The following is a 14,161-nucleotide window of genomic DNA, read 5'->3' as shown; positions in this document are numbered from 1 at the left end:
GGCGCCTCCGCCAGCTGCCCTGCTCGTTCATGCAGGGTGGCGGTGGCCGCCAGGGGCTATAAGAAGGACGCTCCTAGCCCACGCAGCTCCTCCCCGGGGCCGGCCGTGACCGGCTGCATAGCTGTCCTTGGCACTGGACGCCTAGGCTCGGCTATCGCGAGAAGGCTCGCCTCCAGGGGCCACCGGCTGGTACTGTGGAACCGTACCCCCGGCAGGGCCCAGGCGCTGGCCGGGGAGATAGGGGCCCGGGTCGCGTCCTCCCCCAGGGAGGCCGCCGAGCAGTGCAGCTACGTGCACATAGTGGTCTCCGACGACGAGGCCTCGCTCCAGGTGCTAGCCGGGGAGAGGGGTGTGGCCAGCGGCCCCCTGGACGGGAGGATCGTGTATAACCACACCACCGTCACACCCGGGCACAGTCTCGCGGCGGAGAGCCTGGTCTCGAGGACCGGGGGCGTCTACGCCGAGGCGCCGGTGGCCGGCGGCCCCCGCAACGCGTTGGAGGGGAGGCTGGTTGTACTCTGCGGCTCCCGCTCCAGCGAGGCTTGCGGCGCGCCACACCTCCACGATCTCGGCGAGGTGGTGTACCTCGGGGAGCCTCCCCGGGCCTCGGCCGCCAAGCTCGCCTTCAACCTCTCCTTCCTCTCCATAGTGGCCGGGCTCGGCGAGGCCTTCGCCCTCGCAGAGGCCTACGGGGTGGGCGCGGAGGTCCTCGTCAGGGAGGTGCTCGGAAGGACCTGGCTGAAGACCATTATTGAGAGGTACGGGGAGAGACTCTGGCCCCGCGGCGAGGCCAGCTTCACCGCCAAGCTGGCCGGGAAGGATGCCAGGTACGCCTTCGAAGCTCTCTCCGCAGCAGGCCTGCCCGGCGGCGTAGCCGCGGCGGTTGCAGATCACTACGCGCTTATGGACATGATGGGCTACGGCGAGGAGGACTACCCGTCGATAGCGGGGTTCCTGGCCAGGCTGGCTAGAAGGGGGCAGGGCTAGCACGGCGCCTATACCCGGGCCCTGGGGCTGCACAGCGGTGCTAGGCCCATGGAGGCGGCAGGGCTAGCAGCGATAGCTGTGACCGTCGCCGCCTGGAGCCTGGCCCCGGTAATAGTGAGCAGGGCTGCCGCCAAGCTAGGCCACATCGACCCACTAGCCTTCAACGGGTGGCGCATGCTCATAGCAGCTGCGGCCACTATACCTCCCGCTTATATATACGAGCGTTTTCCCTTGAAGACGCCCTGGCTCGACCCCATGTTCGAGCTAGGCGTGTGGCTTGGAGGGGTAGTCGCCACAGTGCTGGGCGATAGCCTCTTCGTCTACAGCGTGAGCGGGGTAGGGGCTAGCGTAGCGATGCCCGTATCCTACCTCTTCGTCATATGGACCGGGGCTTACGACTACCTCCGGGGGGTCGCGGGGCCCCAGGTCCTGCTGGCGGCCGTGCTGGCCGTCGCAGGGGTGTGGATCGTCTCTACAAGCGAGGGCGGGAGGACGGGTGGCTCGAGGAACAGGCGGCTGGCAGCCCTTGCAGCCGCTGTGGCTACCTCGCTAGTCTGGGGCGGAAGCATGTACGCCTACCAGGTTGCCCTCTCGAGAGCTGGCTACCTCAGCGTGGCCAGCGCCCGCGCCGTGTTCACTACACTGGTCCTCCTGCCCCCCATGCTCTCCTGGCGCGGGGCCGGGAGGGTGGCGGGGGAGATCGTGCTGAGCTCTCTGCTAGGCTACGTGGTTGGCGCGCTAGCCTTCCTGGAGGCCTTGACGCTTATGCCGGCGAGCCTCGTCGCCCTAGGCATAGCTATGACGCCGGTGGCCAGCCAGGCTCTAGCAGCGCCTCTAGCCAGCGAGAGGGTGGAGAGGCGGCTGCTCCTGGGGGGAGCGCTCGTGGCCGCAGCCCTAGCGATAGCCGGCATGAAGTGACATGAACGGCGAGGAGCCCCGTCACGGGCGGGGAAAAACCCGGGATGGCTAGTGGCGGAGCCTAGTATAGCGCCTAGTCCACTTGAGCCGGCGGGGATCGCGGCCCATCCTCCAGAGCTTGAAGCACTTACTGCTGCAGAACCAGAACACAGTGCCATCATTCCTCACGTACATTAGGCCAGTGCCCGGCTCTATCTCGCGGCCACAGTATGTGCAGGTGTGGACGGCCGGCATGCCATTGAACACCTCCAGGGACCTGGGCTGGCTTGGCCCCTGCTTCTCATCTACTACCTCCTTCTCCTTCCTAGCCTCCTGGCCTCGCGCTCGGTCTCGCGGAGTATGACTATGTCGCCTAGCCTCACCGGGCCTAGCACGTTGCGGGTCAGCACGCGGCCCTTGTCACGGCCCTCGAGGACCCTCACGCGTACCTGTATTACCTCGCCGTGCACGCCGGTACGGCCTATGATCTGTATGACCTCCGCCGGGAATCCTATCTCCTCTATAATGTTGAAGTCCCTGCTCTTGTCACTGCGCTGGCTCAACCTGGGCTACCCCGCGGAGCCCCCGTGAGTGGATACCGGGCTATAAAACAAGATGCCCTCCTCCAAGGGGCCCGCGGCCTGGAGGGGCTGCGCAGTGGCGCGCGAGGCGGTGGAGGCCCTCCTCTCCAGAATCCCTCGTGCCGCCTCCAGCAGGCTGCTGGAAGGGGCTAGCCCTCACGCTATCCTAGCAGCGTTCTACGCCGCCAGGCTCTGCAGGCTGGAAGGCTGCAGTGAGGAGACAGCAGCTGCTGCAGCGCTGGCCTACAAGAAGGGGGCCGAAGAAGTGCTTAAGGCGGGTTTGCCACAGCACATAGCCCATCACGTCCGCGGGGCTGTCGAGGAGGCAGAGGAGGCTTACCTGCGCTCTCCTAGCTCGCAGTACGCAATGATCATCCTAGATGCGGACGCGCTTGCCCATATAGGCGCGTTCACTCTATTCAATATATCGACGGGATATGCAGCCTCTCTCGAAGCCCTGCTTCAGGCTGCTTTGGAGTCGCTGAGCTATGCCGTGGCGTCAGACTACATACTCTACACCCGCGCGGCCAAGAGGCTGGCCTCCAGCATGAAGCCCCACACCCTGGCCTACTTCAACTGGGTCGCCGAGGAACTCACCAGCCTCGGCATGAAGGCGAGAGTGAGAATAGAATCCACCATTGGGGGGACAGTGGCCTACCTGGATCTCGAGACCTGCCCCTGCGGCGGGGAGACGGTGAAGGATAAGGTCGTGAAGCCTCTGGCCAACTGCACAAAGTACATCATAGGGTTCAGCTGCAGCGGGTGCGGCTTCAGCGCCAGGGCCGAGACATGTATACCGGAGACCACCAGGGCCAGGTAGGGATGCGCCCTCTGCACCAGGGAGCTGCTGAGGGGCCTGGAGGAGAAAACCGCTGCAGGCTACGGCCCGAGGGAGGGCCAGGGGGCTTAGCTGGCCTTGGCCTTCAGCTCGTTAACCGCCTTGATTATCTCGTCCACGAGGCTCTTGGCCTCACCAGGGTCTATTATGCAGGCGCTGGCGGCGGCAACCTCTATCCCAGCGGCCTCGCCCAGCCTCTTCTTGCTGGGAACGTAGATGTAGGGTATCTTCTTTTCCTCACAGAGGAGTGGGAGGTGTGCCACTATCTCCGGCGGGTCAACGTCCTCGGCTATCAGCACCAGCTTGGCTAGGCCGCGCTCGACACACTTGGTGGTCTCGTTGGTGCCCTTCTTTATCTTGCCGGTCTTCCTGGCTATCTCGAGAGCCTGGTAGGCTTTCTCGGCTAGCTCCTCGGGTACCTCGAACCTCACGTAGAAGGGCTTGCTCATGGCTCATCCTCCTCCCGTGCCGGTCGTCGCCGGCTCCGCTTCCAGGCCACCGCCTCGTCTCGGGTTTACAAAACTAGCGGGGATGCCGCAAGGGGGGCTACTCGTGGGCAAATATAGCTACTATTTTCCTTGCAGAGCCGTCCTCCGTCTCAAGCGCGTCGACGCGGGCAAAGCCCATGCGGACAAGCTGCACTACCTCCCCAGGCCTCAGCTCCGCCGCCGCTGCCTCGACGAGGCCGCGGCGCTGCACCAGGTCAAGCCCCTCGGGGACTAGCAGCTCCAGCTGGAGTGCAGCGTCTCCGGGAACCCACTGGATTATTGGAGCCTGGTGCTTCCTGGCCTCCTCGAGGCCCATGCTATGGAACCTGGCCACCACGCGGCTCTCCGATGCATCCACAACCTCGATGTTAAAGGCCTCCATCAGCCTCACTACTCTTCCCGGCTCCAGTAGACCTCGGTCGCTCCGCGACACATATATGGTCGTGGATGGACCCTTCACCAGTATCCTCCTCGATCCCAGCTTGCCGGATGGGTGGTAGGGTATCTCGAGCCAGCGCTCCTCCCAGGGTATATCATTTACAACGAGGGGCAGCGGGGGTATGGCCGCCATGATCCTGCGGGCTGCCGGGTCCACTATAGCCCGGTTGACGGCGGCTAGGTTAGCGTAGCTGATGCTCGCATCCGTGTACTTGACGCCTACGTCGAGTATAACCCTCCTTATGGCCTCGGCTGTTATGCCGCGCCTCCGGAGCCCCGCTATAGTGGCGAACCTGGGGTCGTCAAGACCGGCTCCTATACCCTGGTCGAGAAGCCTCTTAAGTGTAGACTTGCTCATTATGAAGCCTTCCAGCTTCAGCCTACCAAAGTGAATGACGTTCGGGTACTTCCAGCCCATGTAGCCGTATATGTATTTCTGCTTGATAGTGTTCTGCATATGCTCCTTGGCCCTCAGTATGTGAGTGACACCCATCATGTGGTCATCTACTGCCGCTGCCAGGTTGTAAGTGGGCCACACAACGTAGCGGTCCCCCACGAGGGGGTGAGGGTGGCGGCTAGTATCTATAATGCGGAGGGCTACCCAGTCTCTCACGCTGGGGTCTGGATGGCGTGGGTCCGTCTTAATCCTGACCACAGCCTCGCCCTCGGAGAGCCAGCCCTCCAGCATCCTGTCCCATAGCTCTAGGTTCTCCTCCGGCGCCCTCAGCCTGGGAGGATACTCCGCCAGCTTACCAGCGTCACGGTACCGGCGAAACTCCTCCGCGGGCCTATCATCGACGTAGGCGTGGCCCTTCTCAAGCAGCTGCCTGGCAACCTGGTAGTATATCGGGATGCGCAGGCTCTGTATGTATTCCTCGTCCCACCTGACGCCGAGCCACTTGAGATCCTGCTTTATGAGCTCGTAGGCCTCCGGGAGCGGTGTCTTGGTCCTTGGATCTGTATCCTCGAAGCGGAGAATCATCCTGCCCTTGTACATGACCTTGTACTCGTAGCTCAGTATTGCTGGTCTAGCGTTGCCCAAGTGTATTATGAAGTCCGGGTTAGGGGCGAAGCGTGTTACAACCTTACCCTCCTCGGCGCCGGGGAGCGGTGGCAGGCCCCTCTCCTGCTCTCTCGGCTTCGCAAGCCTCTCCTTAACCCAGCTATAGTGTTCCTCCAGCAGCCTTTTCTGCTCCTCGAGAGGCAGCTTATTTACCTCTGCAACTATCTCGCGGACTATGCCGGCTATCTCCCTAGCGTGAGCCCTCAAGTCGGGCCGTTCAGCCATAATCTTGCCCATTACCGGGCCTACTGCCGCTCTCCCCCCATGCTCTACCGCGTTGAGCAGCGCGTACGCCCTCGCCAGCTCGCGCACCTCGTCAGGATTGTACGTCAATCTCCTTCACCACCTCCTCGGGGGCTACCAGCACTATGTTCTTATCAGGCCCTGCCTCAGGGGAAGAGTAGATATAGACGACGACACCCTTCACGTGGCTGCGAATACGGCGTACCTCCAGCTTCCTAGTGGCTATGAAGCCCAGGGTGCTCTGCACACCGACCCTACTGCCCTCGCATACCTCGAGAACTACACGCATACCCTCCAAGGGTATAGGCTCCACGGGGCTGCCTGCCTCGACTAGCAGGCCTCTCCGGTACTCCCGGGGGAGCACCACTATGAAGCTCCTCCTGGACTTCTTGGCCACCAGGTCCACTATACTCTCCAGCTCCACGCCGTAGATGGCCTTGCCGAAGCACCTCTCGCCCTCCGGGCAGCCCCTGGAGCGCTGAGCTACACCGTTCCTCAGCACAAGGTAGTCGCTGGACTCGAGCCCCTCGATAAAGAGCTGGGGTATAAGGTAGGGGTACTTGTGGCAGCTATCGTCCCCCGGCACGCCGACACTACCTCGTTCTGGAGACGGCGAAGCTTGCGAGCTCCTCAAGCATCTCCCGGTACTCGTTTTGGGGGAGCACGCGGAGCGCTGATAGAGCTTGCTCGCTATAGCGGCTTGCTAGCTTCTCCGCATAGTCTATGGCGCCGCTCTCCCGTATGAGCCTGGCAGCCTCCTCCAGCTCCTTCCTCGTGGCCTCGTTGTTCCCGAGCACGGAGAAGAGCTTCTCCCTCGCCTCCCCCTCGAGGCGGGAGAGGGCATAGATTATGGGGAGGGTCTTCTTGCCCTTCCTTATATCGCTTCCAACGGGCTTACCCAGCTCTTTCTCGTCGCCTATAATGCCCAGTATATCGTCTCTTATCTGGAACGCTATGCCAAGACTCTTGCCGTAGCTCGCGAGGGAGGCGAGGATATCCTCGTTGTCTGTCGCCACAAGCCCGCCGAGGACCGCCGAGGCCTCGAAGAGGGCGCCAGTCTTCTTGTGTATCATCTTCAGGTAGTCCTCTACATCTACCTCCTCCTCTTCCTCAAACATTATGTCCATGGCCTGGCCCTCCGCTATCGTTGACGAGGCCCTGGCTAGCACCTGGACGGCTCTCGCCACTCGTTCGGCCGGGACCCCTCTGCCACGGGCGTCTATGAGCGTCTCGAAGGCCTTAGCGTAGAGGAGGTCGCCCGCAGTTATCGCTAGCGGCTCCCCCCACAGCTTGTGGACTGTGGGCACCCCGCGGCGGAACTCGTCCCGGTCCATTATATCGTCGTGGATGAGGGTAAAGTTATGCACTAGCTCTACCGAGGCTGCGAAGGGTAGAGCCTTCTCAGCCTCTTCCCCCAGAGCCTCGGCGACAGCCACCACTATTACTGGGCGTAGCCTCTTCCCGCCGGCTCGTATCAGGTGGAGTGCCGCGTTGTATAGGTCCTCCGGCTCGCCGTAGACCCGGGCGTATATGTAGCCGTCGACCAGGCTTGCTACCCTAGCTATGTAGTTTCTAAGCCTCTCGGACAGCTGGGGCAAGGCATTCGACCTCGCCTAGCATCCTCTAACCGGGGCCTCGCGGCAGCGGACTACACGGGGGAGCAGCCGCTGCCAGGCTTGTACAGTAGCCGGGTGCCATTAAGGTATAGCTGAACATCCACGCCCCGGGACTCGAGGATGCTGCGCAGCCCTGGTTTAAGGATGAGGCTCGTGCTGCGCAGCTCCTCTAGGCTGCGTGACCCGGTGAGGAACATGGCTGCGCGGATCTCGGCCACTATTCTTTCTAGGAGTGCCTTCACCCCCTGCTCGCCGCCCCGAGCGTAGGCGTTTATCACGGGGAGGGCTACGCCGGCCAGGTCGGCGCCGAGCGCTATGGCCTTGGCCGCGTCGAGCCCCGAGCGTATGCCCCCGCTAGCTATTATGCAGGCGTCGGGGGCGGCCCACCTGGCCTCCACCACTGCCTGCGCGGTGGGTATGCCGAAGCTGGAGAAGGACTCCGCCGCCTCAGCTAGGATCTCGTCACCCTTGGCCCGGGCGCGGTAGCTCTCCACCCTGACCCAGCTTGTGCCGCCTGCGCCCGAGACGTCTATTATCCTTACGCCGGCTGAGCGGAGGAGCATGGCAGCCTCCATGCCGATGCCGTGGCCCGTCTCCTTGACTATGACTGGCTTGTCCAGCTTCTCTACAAGCTCTCTTATCTTCTCCACCGCTCCCAGGTAGTCGGTATCGCCCTCCGGCTGGAAGGCCTCCTGAGCAGCGTTTAGGTGTATTGCTATAGCATCAGCGTCCAGCATCTCTATAGCCTTCCTGGCCTCTCCCACGCCATACCCCTTCACCAGCTGCGGCACACCTATGTTAGCCACTATCACCGCGGAGGGGGCGCACCTACGAGCTATGGAGAAGGTTTCCGCGAGACCCGGGTCCTCTATGGCGGCCCTCTGGCTCCCAACCCCCATGGCTAGGCCTAGCTCCTCAACCGCCCTGGCTATGGCGCAGTTGATCCGCGTAGCCGCGGCGTGGCCTCCGGTCATGCCCGTTACCATTAGCGGTGCTGAGAGCTTCTTACCCAGGAACCTTAAGCCCATGTCTATGCCGTCTAACGATGCCTCGGGTAGAGCCTTGTAGACTATCTCTACCTCCTCTAGCAGGGTGGTTACGCCGTGCTCTACAATGCTGTCTACCGTGACCCTTATATGGTCGAGCTTCCTGGGCGATGTAGCCGTCAACGACACCCCACCCGTGCACCAGCCCTTGAAGAGGCCTCGGGGCCCGCGGGGTGCTAGAGGATTATGCGTGTGCCTACACCGCGCCCAGTGAGGGCGCTGTAGATCCTGCCGGGGCGGAGCCCGTTCACCACGAGCACCTCGTGTAGCCCCGGGCAGCGGTTGGCCTTCACCGCCTTGATCTTCCTCCTAAGGCCGCCCGTTACATCCACCTTGTCCCCAGGCTCCCTCAGTGTCAGGCCCTCAAGCTCCTCCAGACGGGCCTCTTCGACAAGCCTTCCTCCAGGGTCCAGGATACCGTCTACATCAGTGACATATATCAGCTGTGGGCTGCCGAGGCGGCAGGCCATCTCCACAGCCAGCTCGTCGCCGGATACTATGCACCACCCCCCGCTGCAGGCGTATACGTCGCCGTACACGATAGGTGTTATGCCTACGGCCATGTCACGCTCTATGCCGGCCCAGTTGCACCGGGGGACTAGGCCCTCGGGGCTGCAGAAGCTGTGAGGAGGGTAGATGAGCGGGTTAACCCCCTTGGAGGAGAGGATATCCGCTACCCCCATAGCAAGCTCAAGCATGTACATGGCTACCAGCGAGAGAGCCTCCGCCGCGGGGGCGCCGAGGTTTTGAGCATTATGGGCCGTGATGTGCCCATAACTGCCGCCGCCCAGGACTATCCCGAGGCGTGTCCCCTCGTCTAGCGCCCTTGCCACCTCCTCGGCCACGCGGTCTACCACTCGGTAGTTTAGCCTGAAGCTCTTCTTGTCGGTGAGCACGCTGCCGCCTATCTTTACAACACGAACTCCACTGGGTCGCCCACGCCGGCCCCCGGCCTGCATACCCCATATACCCTCTGAAGCGATGGAGTCCACTTGCACTCTGCCCTGGGTGTCTCTGCGCCGTAGAGGAGGTAGAATACAGCGTTATCCACGCGCTGCACCAGCCGGAAAACGTCTGTATCGCCCTCCCGGAGCCTCTTAGCAGCCTCTACAACCGCTAGCCCGCTGAGCCTGGTGACAGCTGAGCCTATAGGATCCTCCAGGACCTCCTTAGCCTCCTCGCCTATATCCTCCTCCCCCACCAGCTCCAGTTCAAGCCTAGCCCCGGTTGAGAGCCCTAGCGGCTCCTCCCCTCTACGGTAAACAAGGCTCCTACCAGTCGTCAGCGCCTCCCGGAGCCCATCCAGGTAGTCGAGCAGCACCCCGGCCTCCTCGTCCACGCTGCTCGCCGACTCGAGCACCTCCCGCTGGTCTAGCTCGTAGCCGGCGGCCTCCGCCACGGCCTTGACGACCGCCAGGCTTGTAGCGGCGTAGACGGATGCAGCCGGGGGGTAGGAGAGGGGGCTCTCCACCTCCACAACTACCTTTAGCGGCTGCTCAAGCCTCGCCGAGAGGGTGTCCACAAAGGACTTGACTGCGAGCTCGTAGCGCCAGCCGAGCTGGAGCCCTCTGACAGAGGCGGAGGAAACCTCTGCCTCGTCGATGTCAACGTCTATGTAGACGAGGGGGTTGGGCGAAACCAGGATTATGTAGGGGTTCTCCCTCCCCGGCAGCGGGACGCCTGCGAAAACGAGCGCTAGCGGGAACTCGTACAAACCCTCCTGCCTCCCCCGCTCCCGGCAGCGACGCGTCCCCGGGAGGGCTAGTAAAGAGGACTAGTAAACCTGTATGGCGGCGTAGCCTACGACACTGCTCTTATCCCCGGCTACGTCGCCGCTGGTGGCGTAGCGGAGCAGCCTGGCCGTGCCGGCCCCCTTTCCACGGGCATAGTACAGCATAGCCATCACAGCGCCCGGGCCGCACATCGTTATATTATACTTCGTTATGGTCTCGTAGAGCTTCACGGGGTCGAGCTCGAGTATAGCATCTATAGCCAGCTTGTCCTTCGACGAGGCGACGTCGTGCGGCTCGTAGTGCGTGAAGTCGCTACTAGCCAGGACTACAATATCACGGCCAGTCTTCTCCACAGCCTCTAGTATCGCCCTTCCAAGGTCCTCAGAGACCCTGGGCGTCTGCTCATACACCACTATGGGCACTATGCGGAACCGGTTGCCGAAGAGGTACTGGAGGAAAGGCACCTGGACCTCGACGCTGTGCTCCTCGCGGTGCGCTAGCTCGTCGGGCGCAGCGTAGCTGCTAGCCTCTATTATGGCCCTGGCCAGCTCGGCGTCAACCTCTACCTCGCCAAGAGGAGTAACCCAGACGCCACCCGGATACACCGAGACTATCTCGCCGAGCCCCGTGTGGTTAGGCCCAATTATCACGTAGGTCTCGGCAGGACCCTCCAGAGCCAGCTGGTAGTAGGCATGCGCGGCCACAGGGCCGCTATACATGTAGCCTGCGTGAGGCACTACGAAGCCCTTGCTCACCGGCTTCCTCTCACTACTTACCTCGGGGAGTTTGCGCGGGCCTAGTGGGTGGCGGAAGGCCCACTCTATCTGGGCCTTCAGCGCCTTGGGGTCGGCCTCGTAGAATAGCCCCGCCACGGCGGGGAGCCTCTTTCCGCCTGCAACCCGGCTCGTGTAGGCGGCCATCACCGTCACCCCTCATAGAGGCTATGCGCGCCTAGAGGGGGTATCTGTGCAGCCCCTACGTTATGGTAGGGTTTTCGGGAGCTGGATAACTCTGCCGCAGAACAACGCTGAGCTTAGAGGGAAATAGATCTAGGCGCTGAGGGAGGGCAGGTGGGTAAGCCCTAGCGCCGGCGCACCTTGAACTCAAAGGCCTCCGGAGGCTCCGGCAGGTCCTGGCCGGGCTGGAGCTTACCCTGCTCCCTTAGTATCTCCCTGGCGAGTATCCAGTAGGTTAGAGCCAGGCTCCTCCTACCCTTGTTGTTAACCGGTATCACGAGGTCGATATTCTCGACTCTGTTATCGGTGTCGGCCAGAGCGACTACAGGTATACCCATCCTCGCCGCTTCGTCCACAGCCTGGCTGTCAGCGCGTGGATCGCTTACCACTATCACCTCAGGCTCTATGTACCACTCTAGGCTCGGGTTGGTAAAGGTGCCCGGAAGAATCCTCCCCGTGAGCGCCTTGCAGCCTATGTAGGTGCAGAACTTCTGCACCGGCCTCTGCCCGTACTGCCTCACAGAGACAGCCACTATCTTTGAGGGGTCAAAGCGCGCGAGGAACTTAGCAGCCACCCAGAGCCTCTCGTCGGTCTTCCTTATATCGAGTATGTAGAGGCCGTCGGGCCTAACGCGGTAGACGAACCTCCTCATGTATGCTGTGCAGATATGCGTGCCGATGTGCATGCCTGCTGAGAGGTAGCGCTCCAGCGGTACTAGCAGCTCGACTGTCCTACCAGTACCCTGCTGCCTGCCCGCCTCCTGGCTCATAACCACGCACCCGGCGGGGGTCCATCCGGAAGGAGCAATATAGGCGTGGCGGCTCGCCCCCTAAAGGAGCTAGAGCACACGCTTAAACCTGCGCACCTCGTATATGGCAGGCACATGGGTTAGCAGGGTCTTCCTGCAACAGTACCTCCTGACGCCAAGATCGTCTAGAACCTTGGTGGGATCCTCGCCAGCCTCAACCCGCTTACGGAACTCCTCCCAGTACTGGGCGAGCGGGGCTCCGCAGGTAAAACAGCGTATAGGGGTAATCATGGGGCGTCACCTGTAGCTCTTCTGCCAGCGCCTCCTCGCGCTCCTCCTCATGGGCTTCTCTGGCTCCGTCTGCCTCGGGTCGCCGGCCAGCATGGACCGGTCGTACTCCTCGTAGATCTTGCGCAGCTCCTCGCTCCCGGTATAGGCTACGAGCCCCCTTGCTATAGCCATGCGGACTGCGTCGGCCTGACTCATGTAACCGCCGCCACGAACTGTTACACGTATATCAACACTGTTGGCTATCTCCTCACCCGCAAGGAGCAGCGGCTCCATCATCTTCCAGCGGGCCATCTCTATAGGCCAAATCTCCACCGGGACCCCATTGACCCAGACCCTGCCCTTCCCAGGCTTGATCACGGCCCTAGCTATGCTGGTCTTCCTCTTGCCCGTCGATACGACTATACGTATTGGCTTCTCAGCCTGCAGGTGGGCGCCCAGGAGCCTCGGCGCCCGGGACTCGCTGCTCAAGGCCTAGGAGCCACCCCCTTCCATCCCAGCCTCTGGGCCAGCTCTCCTACTCGTATAAACTTGTGACCAAGCCTTCTCGCATCGGCGAAGGCGAACCTCACGAACTGCCTGCCCTTCAGCTCCTCCGGCACACCTATGTAGACGCGGAGACGGCGGGCAGCCTCACGCCCTTTCTGCTTGCTCCTAGGCAGCATCCCGAGCACAGCCTTGCGCACTATCGCTATCGGGCTCCGCGGCCTATGGGGAGCCCACTTGTAGGGGTTGACGTGGACCTTTATCTCCCACCAGAGCTTGTAGCTGCGTATAACCATGAGCGGGTCGCCGCTTACAACCGCCTTCTCAGCGTTGACTATGTAGACGCGGTAGCCTTCCAGCAGCCTCTTCGCGGCCTCTGCAGCCAGCCTACCGAGTATCTGGTTGGCAGCATCTATGTAGAGCACCCTCTCCGGGGGCTTGGGCGCAGCCACCCTAACCGCCATTGTGGAGTCCCCTCGCAGCCCTTCGACAGGCCGGGAACATAAATAGGCTATACTATGATTCTTACCCGGCTGCCTCGGGGGTTCTCCTCGAGCAGCTGGAGTATGTGCAGAACCCTGCCGCCGGCGGCGCGTATCTTCTCCACAGCCTGGCTGCTGAAGCCTAGGGCTGCCACGGTCACGGGATGATCTATGCTGCCGGCGCCCAGAACCTTCCCTGGAACCACTACTACGTCACCAGCCTTGGTATAGCGGTTTATCTTGCTTATGTTGACCTCTACACGGAGGCGACGGGGCCTGTCAATAAGCTCCGCCACATACCTCCATATGGGCGCGTTATTCCGGTGGGCGGCGCTCCTCAGCGCACGTATAGTCTTTCTTACCAGTATGTTTGTCGGTCCGGTCCTCTTCACGGCCTGCACCGGCGTTCACCCGTGCTAGCTCCTCTCCCGGCGTAGCCGCGCTATCTCTGAGAGCAGATTTTCAGCCTTCCTCGCAATGGCATCTGCTGCCTCGCGAAGGATCTCCTCGGGCTCGAGCGCACCCGTAGACTCTATCTTTAGGAGGAATGTATTCTCGTCGAAGCGCAGCTGTACGGCTTCCCCACACTTCTTGGTGGCGCACCAGTAGAGGGCAGAAGCGTTTATATCATCGACTATCCTTATCTCGCCCTTACCGGTCTTCCTCATCTGCTCCACTATCTGGGGGTAGGCAGCCTCTATACACTCGAGGCACTCATTGCTAGCCTTCTCCAAATCGAAGACCAGCACCGGCAGGTACTTATGCGCAGCCACGCTCACCGGCATCCACTTCGCATGCTCCTTGCCATAGCCTAGTCTAGCATAGGCCTGGAGCCTGAGCCTCTGGTCAGGCGCCATCACAACTATGGGCATGTTGTCGTAGACCGGCTTCACGCCTGGATCGCTGGTCTCCAGGTCTCCACTGTATACTATCCGCTCCTCCTTGGGGCCCGTCTCGGCCTCCAGGCGGAGAACCACGTAGCAGTCGGGGTCGCCCAGCTTGGCGTCCCTGCACTCCTCGGGCCGCTTGTACTTCTGCAGGGCCTCGCTGCTCGTGAGAGGTATGAGTCCGAGCCGGTGCGCTATCATCTCGTCATATAGCACAGTATTGTTGTCAAACACCTCTACAATGTCGACAGCCATCACGGGTACCTCGGTGAAGCATGCACGCCTTATAGCATTGATTAGGGGGAGCGGCGCGTCTCTAACCATAACCCTAAGCCGGTTACCCGCCTTCTCCAGCACACATACCTCCATGGTCTTTACCTCTC

19 protein-coding genes are annotated in these 14,161 nt (G+C 61.9%); 3 read left to right on the top strand and 16 right to left on the bottom strand.

Annotated features, from left to right (window positions below):
- The first annotated feature begins 105 nt into the window (after nucleotides 1-105).
- Both CF15_RS00770 and CF15_RS00765 read left to right on the top strand, forming a co-directional pair.
- Complete coding sequence (locus CF15_RS00770; RefSeq protein WP_168371186.1) at nucleotides 106-987, top strand: NAD(P)-dependent oxidoreductase; 882 nt, start codon at nucleotides 106-108, stop codon at nucleotides 985-987.
- 48 nt (nucleotides 988-1,035) lie between these two features.
- Nucleotides 1,036-1,905, top strand: a complete 870-nt coding sequence (locus CF15_RS00765) for an EamA family transporter (RefSeq protein ID WP_058370095.1) — start codon at nucleotides 1,036-1,038, stop codon at nucleotides 1,903-1,905.
- 48 nt (nucleotides 1,906-1,953) lie between these two features.
- Here CF15_RS00765 and CF15_RS00760 read toward each other — a convergent pair whose 3' ends face one another.
- Entirely contained in the window at nucleotides 1,954-2,139 is a 186-nt protein-coding gene (locus CF15_RS00760; protein ID WP_058370094.1) for a 50S ribosomal protein L24e, read from the bottom strand.
- 53 nt (nucleotides 2,140-2,192) lie between these two features.
- Nucleotides 2,193-2,447, bottom strand: a complete 255-nt coding sequence (locus CF15_RS00755) for a 30S ribosomal protein S28e (RefSeq protein ID WP_058370093.1) — start codon at nucleotides 2,445-2,447, stop codon at nucleotides 2,193-2,195.
- A 52-nt stretch (nucleotides 2,448-2,499) separates the two neighbouring features.
- Here CF15_RS00755 and CF15_RS00750 point away from each other — a divergent pair, with 52 nt between their 5' ends.
- Nucleotides 2,500-3,285: a hypothetical protein gene (locus CF15_RS00750; RefSeq protein WP_058370092.1), complete on the top strand. Its 786-nt coding sequence runs from the start codon at nucleotides 2,500-2,502 to the stop codon at nucleotides 3,283-3,285.
- Between the two features lie 86 nt (nucleotides 3,286-3,371).
- On the opposite strand, the gene rpl7ae is transcribed toward CF15_RS00750, so the two are convergent.
- From rpl7ae to CF15_RS00680, 14 genes are all read right to left on the bottom strand, one after another.
- The gene (rpl7ae, locus tag CF15_RS00745; protein ID WP_058370091.1) at nucleotides 3,372-3,752 is read right to left on the bottom strand and encodes a 50S ribosomal protein L7Ae; all 381 of its coding nucleotides are present in this window, start codon (nucleotides 3,750-3,752) and stop codon (nucleotides 3,372-3,374) included.
- A 97-nt stretch (nucleotides 3,753-3,849) separates the two neighbouring features.
- Nucleotides 3,850-5,625, bottom strand: coding sequence for a glutamate--tRNA ligase (locus CF15_RS00740; protein WP_236698066.1), 1,776 nt, complete (start codon nucleotides 5,623-5,625; stop codon nucleotides 3,850-3,852).
- A complete protein-coding gene (locus tag CF15_RS00735) occupies nucleotides 5,609-6,121 on the bottom strand; it encodes a DUF2118 domain-containing protein (protein ID WP_058370090.1) in 513 nt (170 codons plus the stop codon). The genes CF15_RS00740 and CF15_RS00735 overlap by 17 nt, the downstream gene beginning before the upstream one ends.
- A gap of 7 nt (nucleotides 6,122-6,128) precedes the next feature.
- On the bottom strand, nucleotides 6,129-7,133 hold the full coding sequence (locus CF15_RS00730; RefSeq protein ID WP_058370089.1) for a polyprenyl synthetase family protein: 1,005 nt from the start codon (nucleotides 7,131-7,133) through the stop codon (nucleotides 6,129-6,131).
- Nucleotides 7,134-7,183: 50 nt separating this feature from the next.
- Nucleotides 7,184-8,320 (bottom strand): type 2 isopentenyl-diphosphate Delta-isomerase, encoded by a 1,137-nt coding sequence (gene fni, locus CF15_RS00725; protein WP_058370088.1) that lies wholly within the window; start codon nucleotides 8,318-8,320, stop codon nucleotides 7,184-7,186.
- Nucleotides 8,321-8,373: 53 nt separating this feature from the next.
- Nucleotides 8,374-9,156, bottom strand: a complete 783-nt coding sequence (locus CF15_RS00720; protein WP_083494392.1) for an isopentenyl phosphate kinase — start codon at nucleotides 9,154-9,156, stop codon at nucleotides 8,374-8,376.
- On the bottom strand, nucleotides 9,108-9,911 hold the full coding sequence (locus CF15_RS00715) for a hypothetical protein (RefSeq protein ID WP_058370086.1): 804 nt from the start codon (nucleotides 9,909-9,911) through the stop codon (nucleotides 9,108-9,110). Before CF15_RS00715 ends, CF15_RS00720 begins: the two co-directional genes overlap by 49 nt.
- 60 nt (nucleotides 9,912-9,971) lie before the next feature.
- Nucleotides 9,972-10,850: an AmmeMemoRadiSam system protein B gene (gene amrB, locus CF15_RS00710; protein ID WP_058370085.1), complete on the bottom strand. Its 879-nt coding sequence runs from the start codon at nucleotides 10,848-10,850 to the stop codon at nucleotides 9,972-9,974.
- A 161-nt stretch (nucleotides 10,851-11,011) separates the two neighbouring features.
- Nucleotides 11,012-11,656: a 30S ribosomal protein S2 gene (gene rpsB / locus CF15_RS00705; RefSeq protein ID WP_058370084.1), complete on the bottom strand. Its 645-nt coding sequence runs from the start codon at nucleotides 11,654-11,656 to the stop codon at nucleotides 11,012-11,014.
- 69 nt (nucleotides 11,657-11,725) lie between these two features.
- The gene (locus tag CF15_RS00700; RefSeq protein WP_058370083.1) at nucleotides 11,726-11,926 is read right to left on the bottom strand and encodes a DNA-directed RNA polymerase subunit N; all 201 of its coding nucleotides are present in this window, start codon (nucleotides 11,924-11,926) and stop codon (nucleotides 11,726-11,728) included.
- 6 nt (nucleotides 11,927-11,932) lie between these two features.
- The gene (locus CF15_RS00695; protein WP_058371308.1) at nucleotides 11,933-12,352 is read right to left on the bottom strand and encodes a 30S ribosomal protein S9; all 420 of its coding nucleotides are present in this window, start codon (nucleotides 12,350-12,352) and stop codon (nucleotides 11,933-11,935) included.
- Between the two features lie 38 nt (nucleotides 12,353-12,390).
- On the bottom strand, nucleotides 12,391-12,873 hold the full coding sequence (locus tag CF15_RS00690) for a 50S ribosomal protein L13 (RefSeq protein WP_058370082.1): 483 nt from the start codon (nucleotides 12,871-12,873) through the stop codon (nucleotides 12,391-12,393).
- A gap of 47 nt (nucleotides 12,874-12,920) precedes the next feature.
- The gene (locus CF15_RS00685; RefSeq protein ID WP_058371307.1) at nucleotides 12,921-13,283 is read right to left on the bottom strand and encodes a 50S ribosomal protein L18e; all 363 of its coding nucleotides are present in this window, start codon (nucleotides 13,281-13,283) and stop codon (nucleotides 12,921-12,923) included.
- 24 nt (nucleotides 13,284-13,307) lie between these two features.
- Nucleotides 13,308-14,147, bottom strand: coding sequence for a DNA-directed RNA polymerase subunit D (locus tag CF15_RS00680; RefSeq protein WP_058370081.1), 840 nt, complete (start codon nucleotides 14,145-14,147; stop codon nucleotides 13,308-13,310).
- Nucleotides 14,148-14,161 lie beyond the last annotated feature (14 nt).

Source organism: Pyrodictium occultum, assembly GCF_001462395.1.
Lineage (GTDB): Archaea > Thermoproteota > Thermoprotei_A > Sulfolobales > Pyrodictiaceae > Pyrodictium > Pyrodictium occultum.
This window is presented reverse-complemented; position numbering and strand designations above follow the sequence as displayed.

What these genes read in the sequence shown, in the direction of transcription:
- CF15_RS00700 (WP_058370083.1), bottom strand. Translation starts at nt 11,926, where the DNA reads ATGATTACCCCTATACGCTGTTTTACCTGCGGAGCCCCGCTCGCCCAG.
- CF15_RS00690 (WP_058370082.1), bottom strand. Translation starts at nt 12,873, where the DNA reads ATGGCGGTTAGGGTGGCTGCGCCCAAGCCCCCGGAGAGGGTGCTCTAC.
- rpsB (WP_058370084.1), bottom strand. Translation starts at nt 11,656, where the DNA reads ATGAGCCAGGAGGCGGGCAGGCAGCAGGGTACTGGTAGGACAGTCGAG.
- CF15_RS00765 (WP_058370095.1), top strand. Translation starts at nt 1,036, where the DNA reads ATGGAGGCGGCAGGGCTAGCAGCGATAGCTGTGACCGTCGCCGCCTGG.
- CF15_RS00720 (WP_083494392.1), bottom strand. Translation starts at nt 9,156, where the DNA reads ATGCAGGCCGGGGGCCGGCGTGGGCGACCCAGTGGAGTTCGTGTTGTA.
- CF15_RS00680 (WP_058370081.1), bottom strand. Translation starts at nt 14,147, where the DNA reads ATGGAGGTATGTGTGCTGGAGAAGGCGGGTAACCGGCTTAGGGTTATG.
- CF15_RS00750 (WP_058370092.1), top strand. Translation starts at nt 2,500, where the DNA reads ATGCCCTCCTCCAAGGGGCCCGCGGCCTGGAGGGGCTGCGCAGTGGCG.
- CF15_RS00760 (WP_058370094.1), bottom strand. Translation starts at nt 2,139, where the DNA reads ATGCCGGCCGTCCACACCTGCACATACTGTGGCCGCGAGATAGAGCCG.
- amrB (WP_058370085.1), bottom strand. Translation starts at nt 10,850, where the DNA reads ATGGCCGCCTACACGAGCCGGGTTGCAGGCGGAAAGAGGCTCCCCGCC.
- rpl7ae (WP_058370091.1), bottom strand. Translation starts at nt 3,752, where the DNA reads ATGAGCAAGCCCTTCTACGTGAGGTTCGAGGTACCCGAGGAGCTAGCC.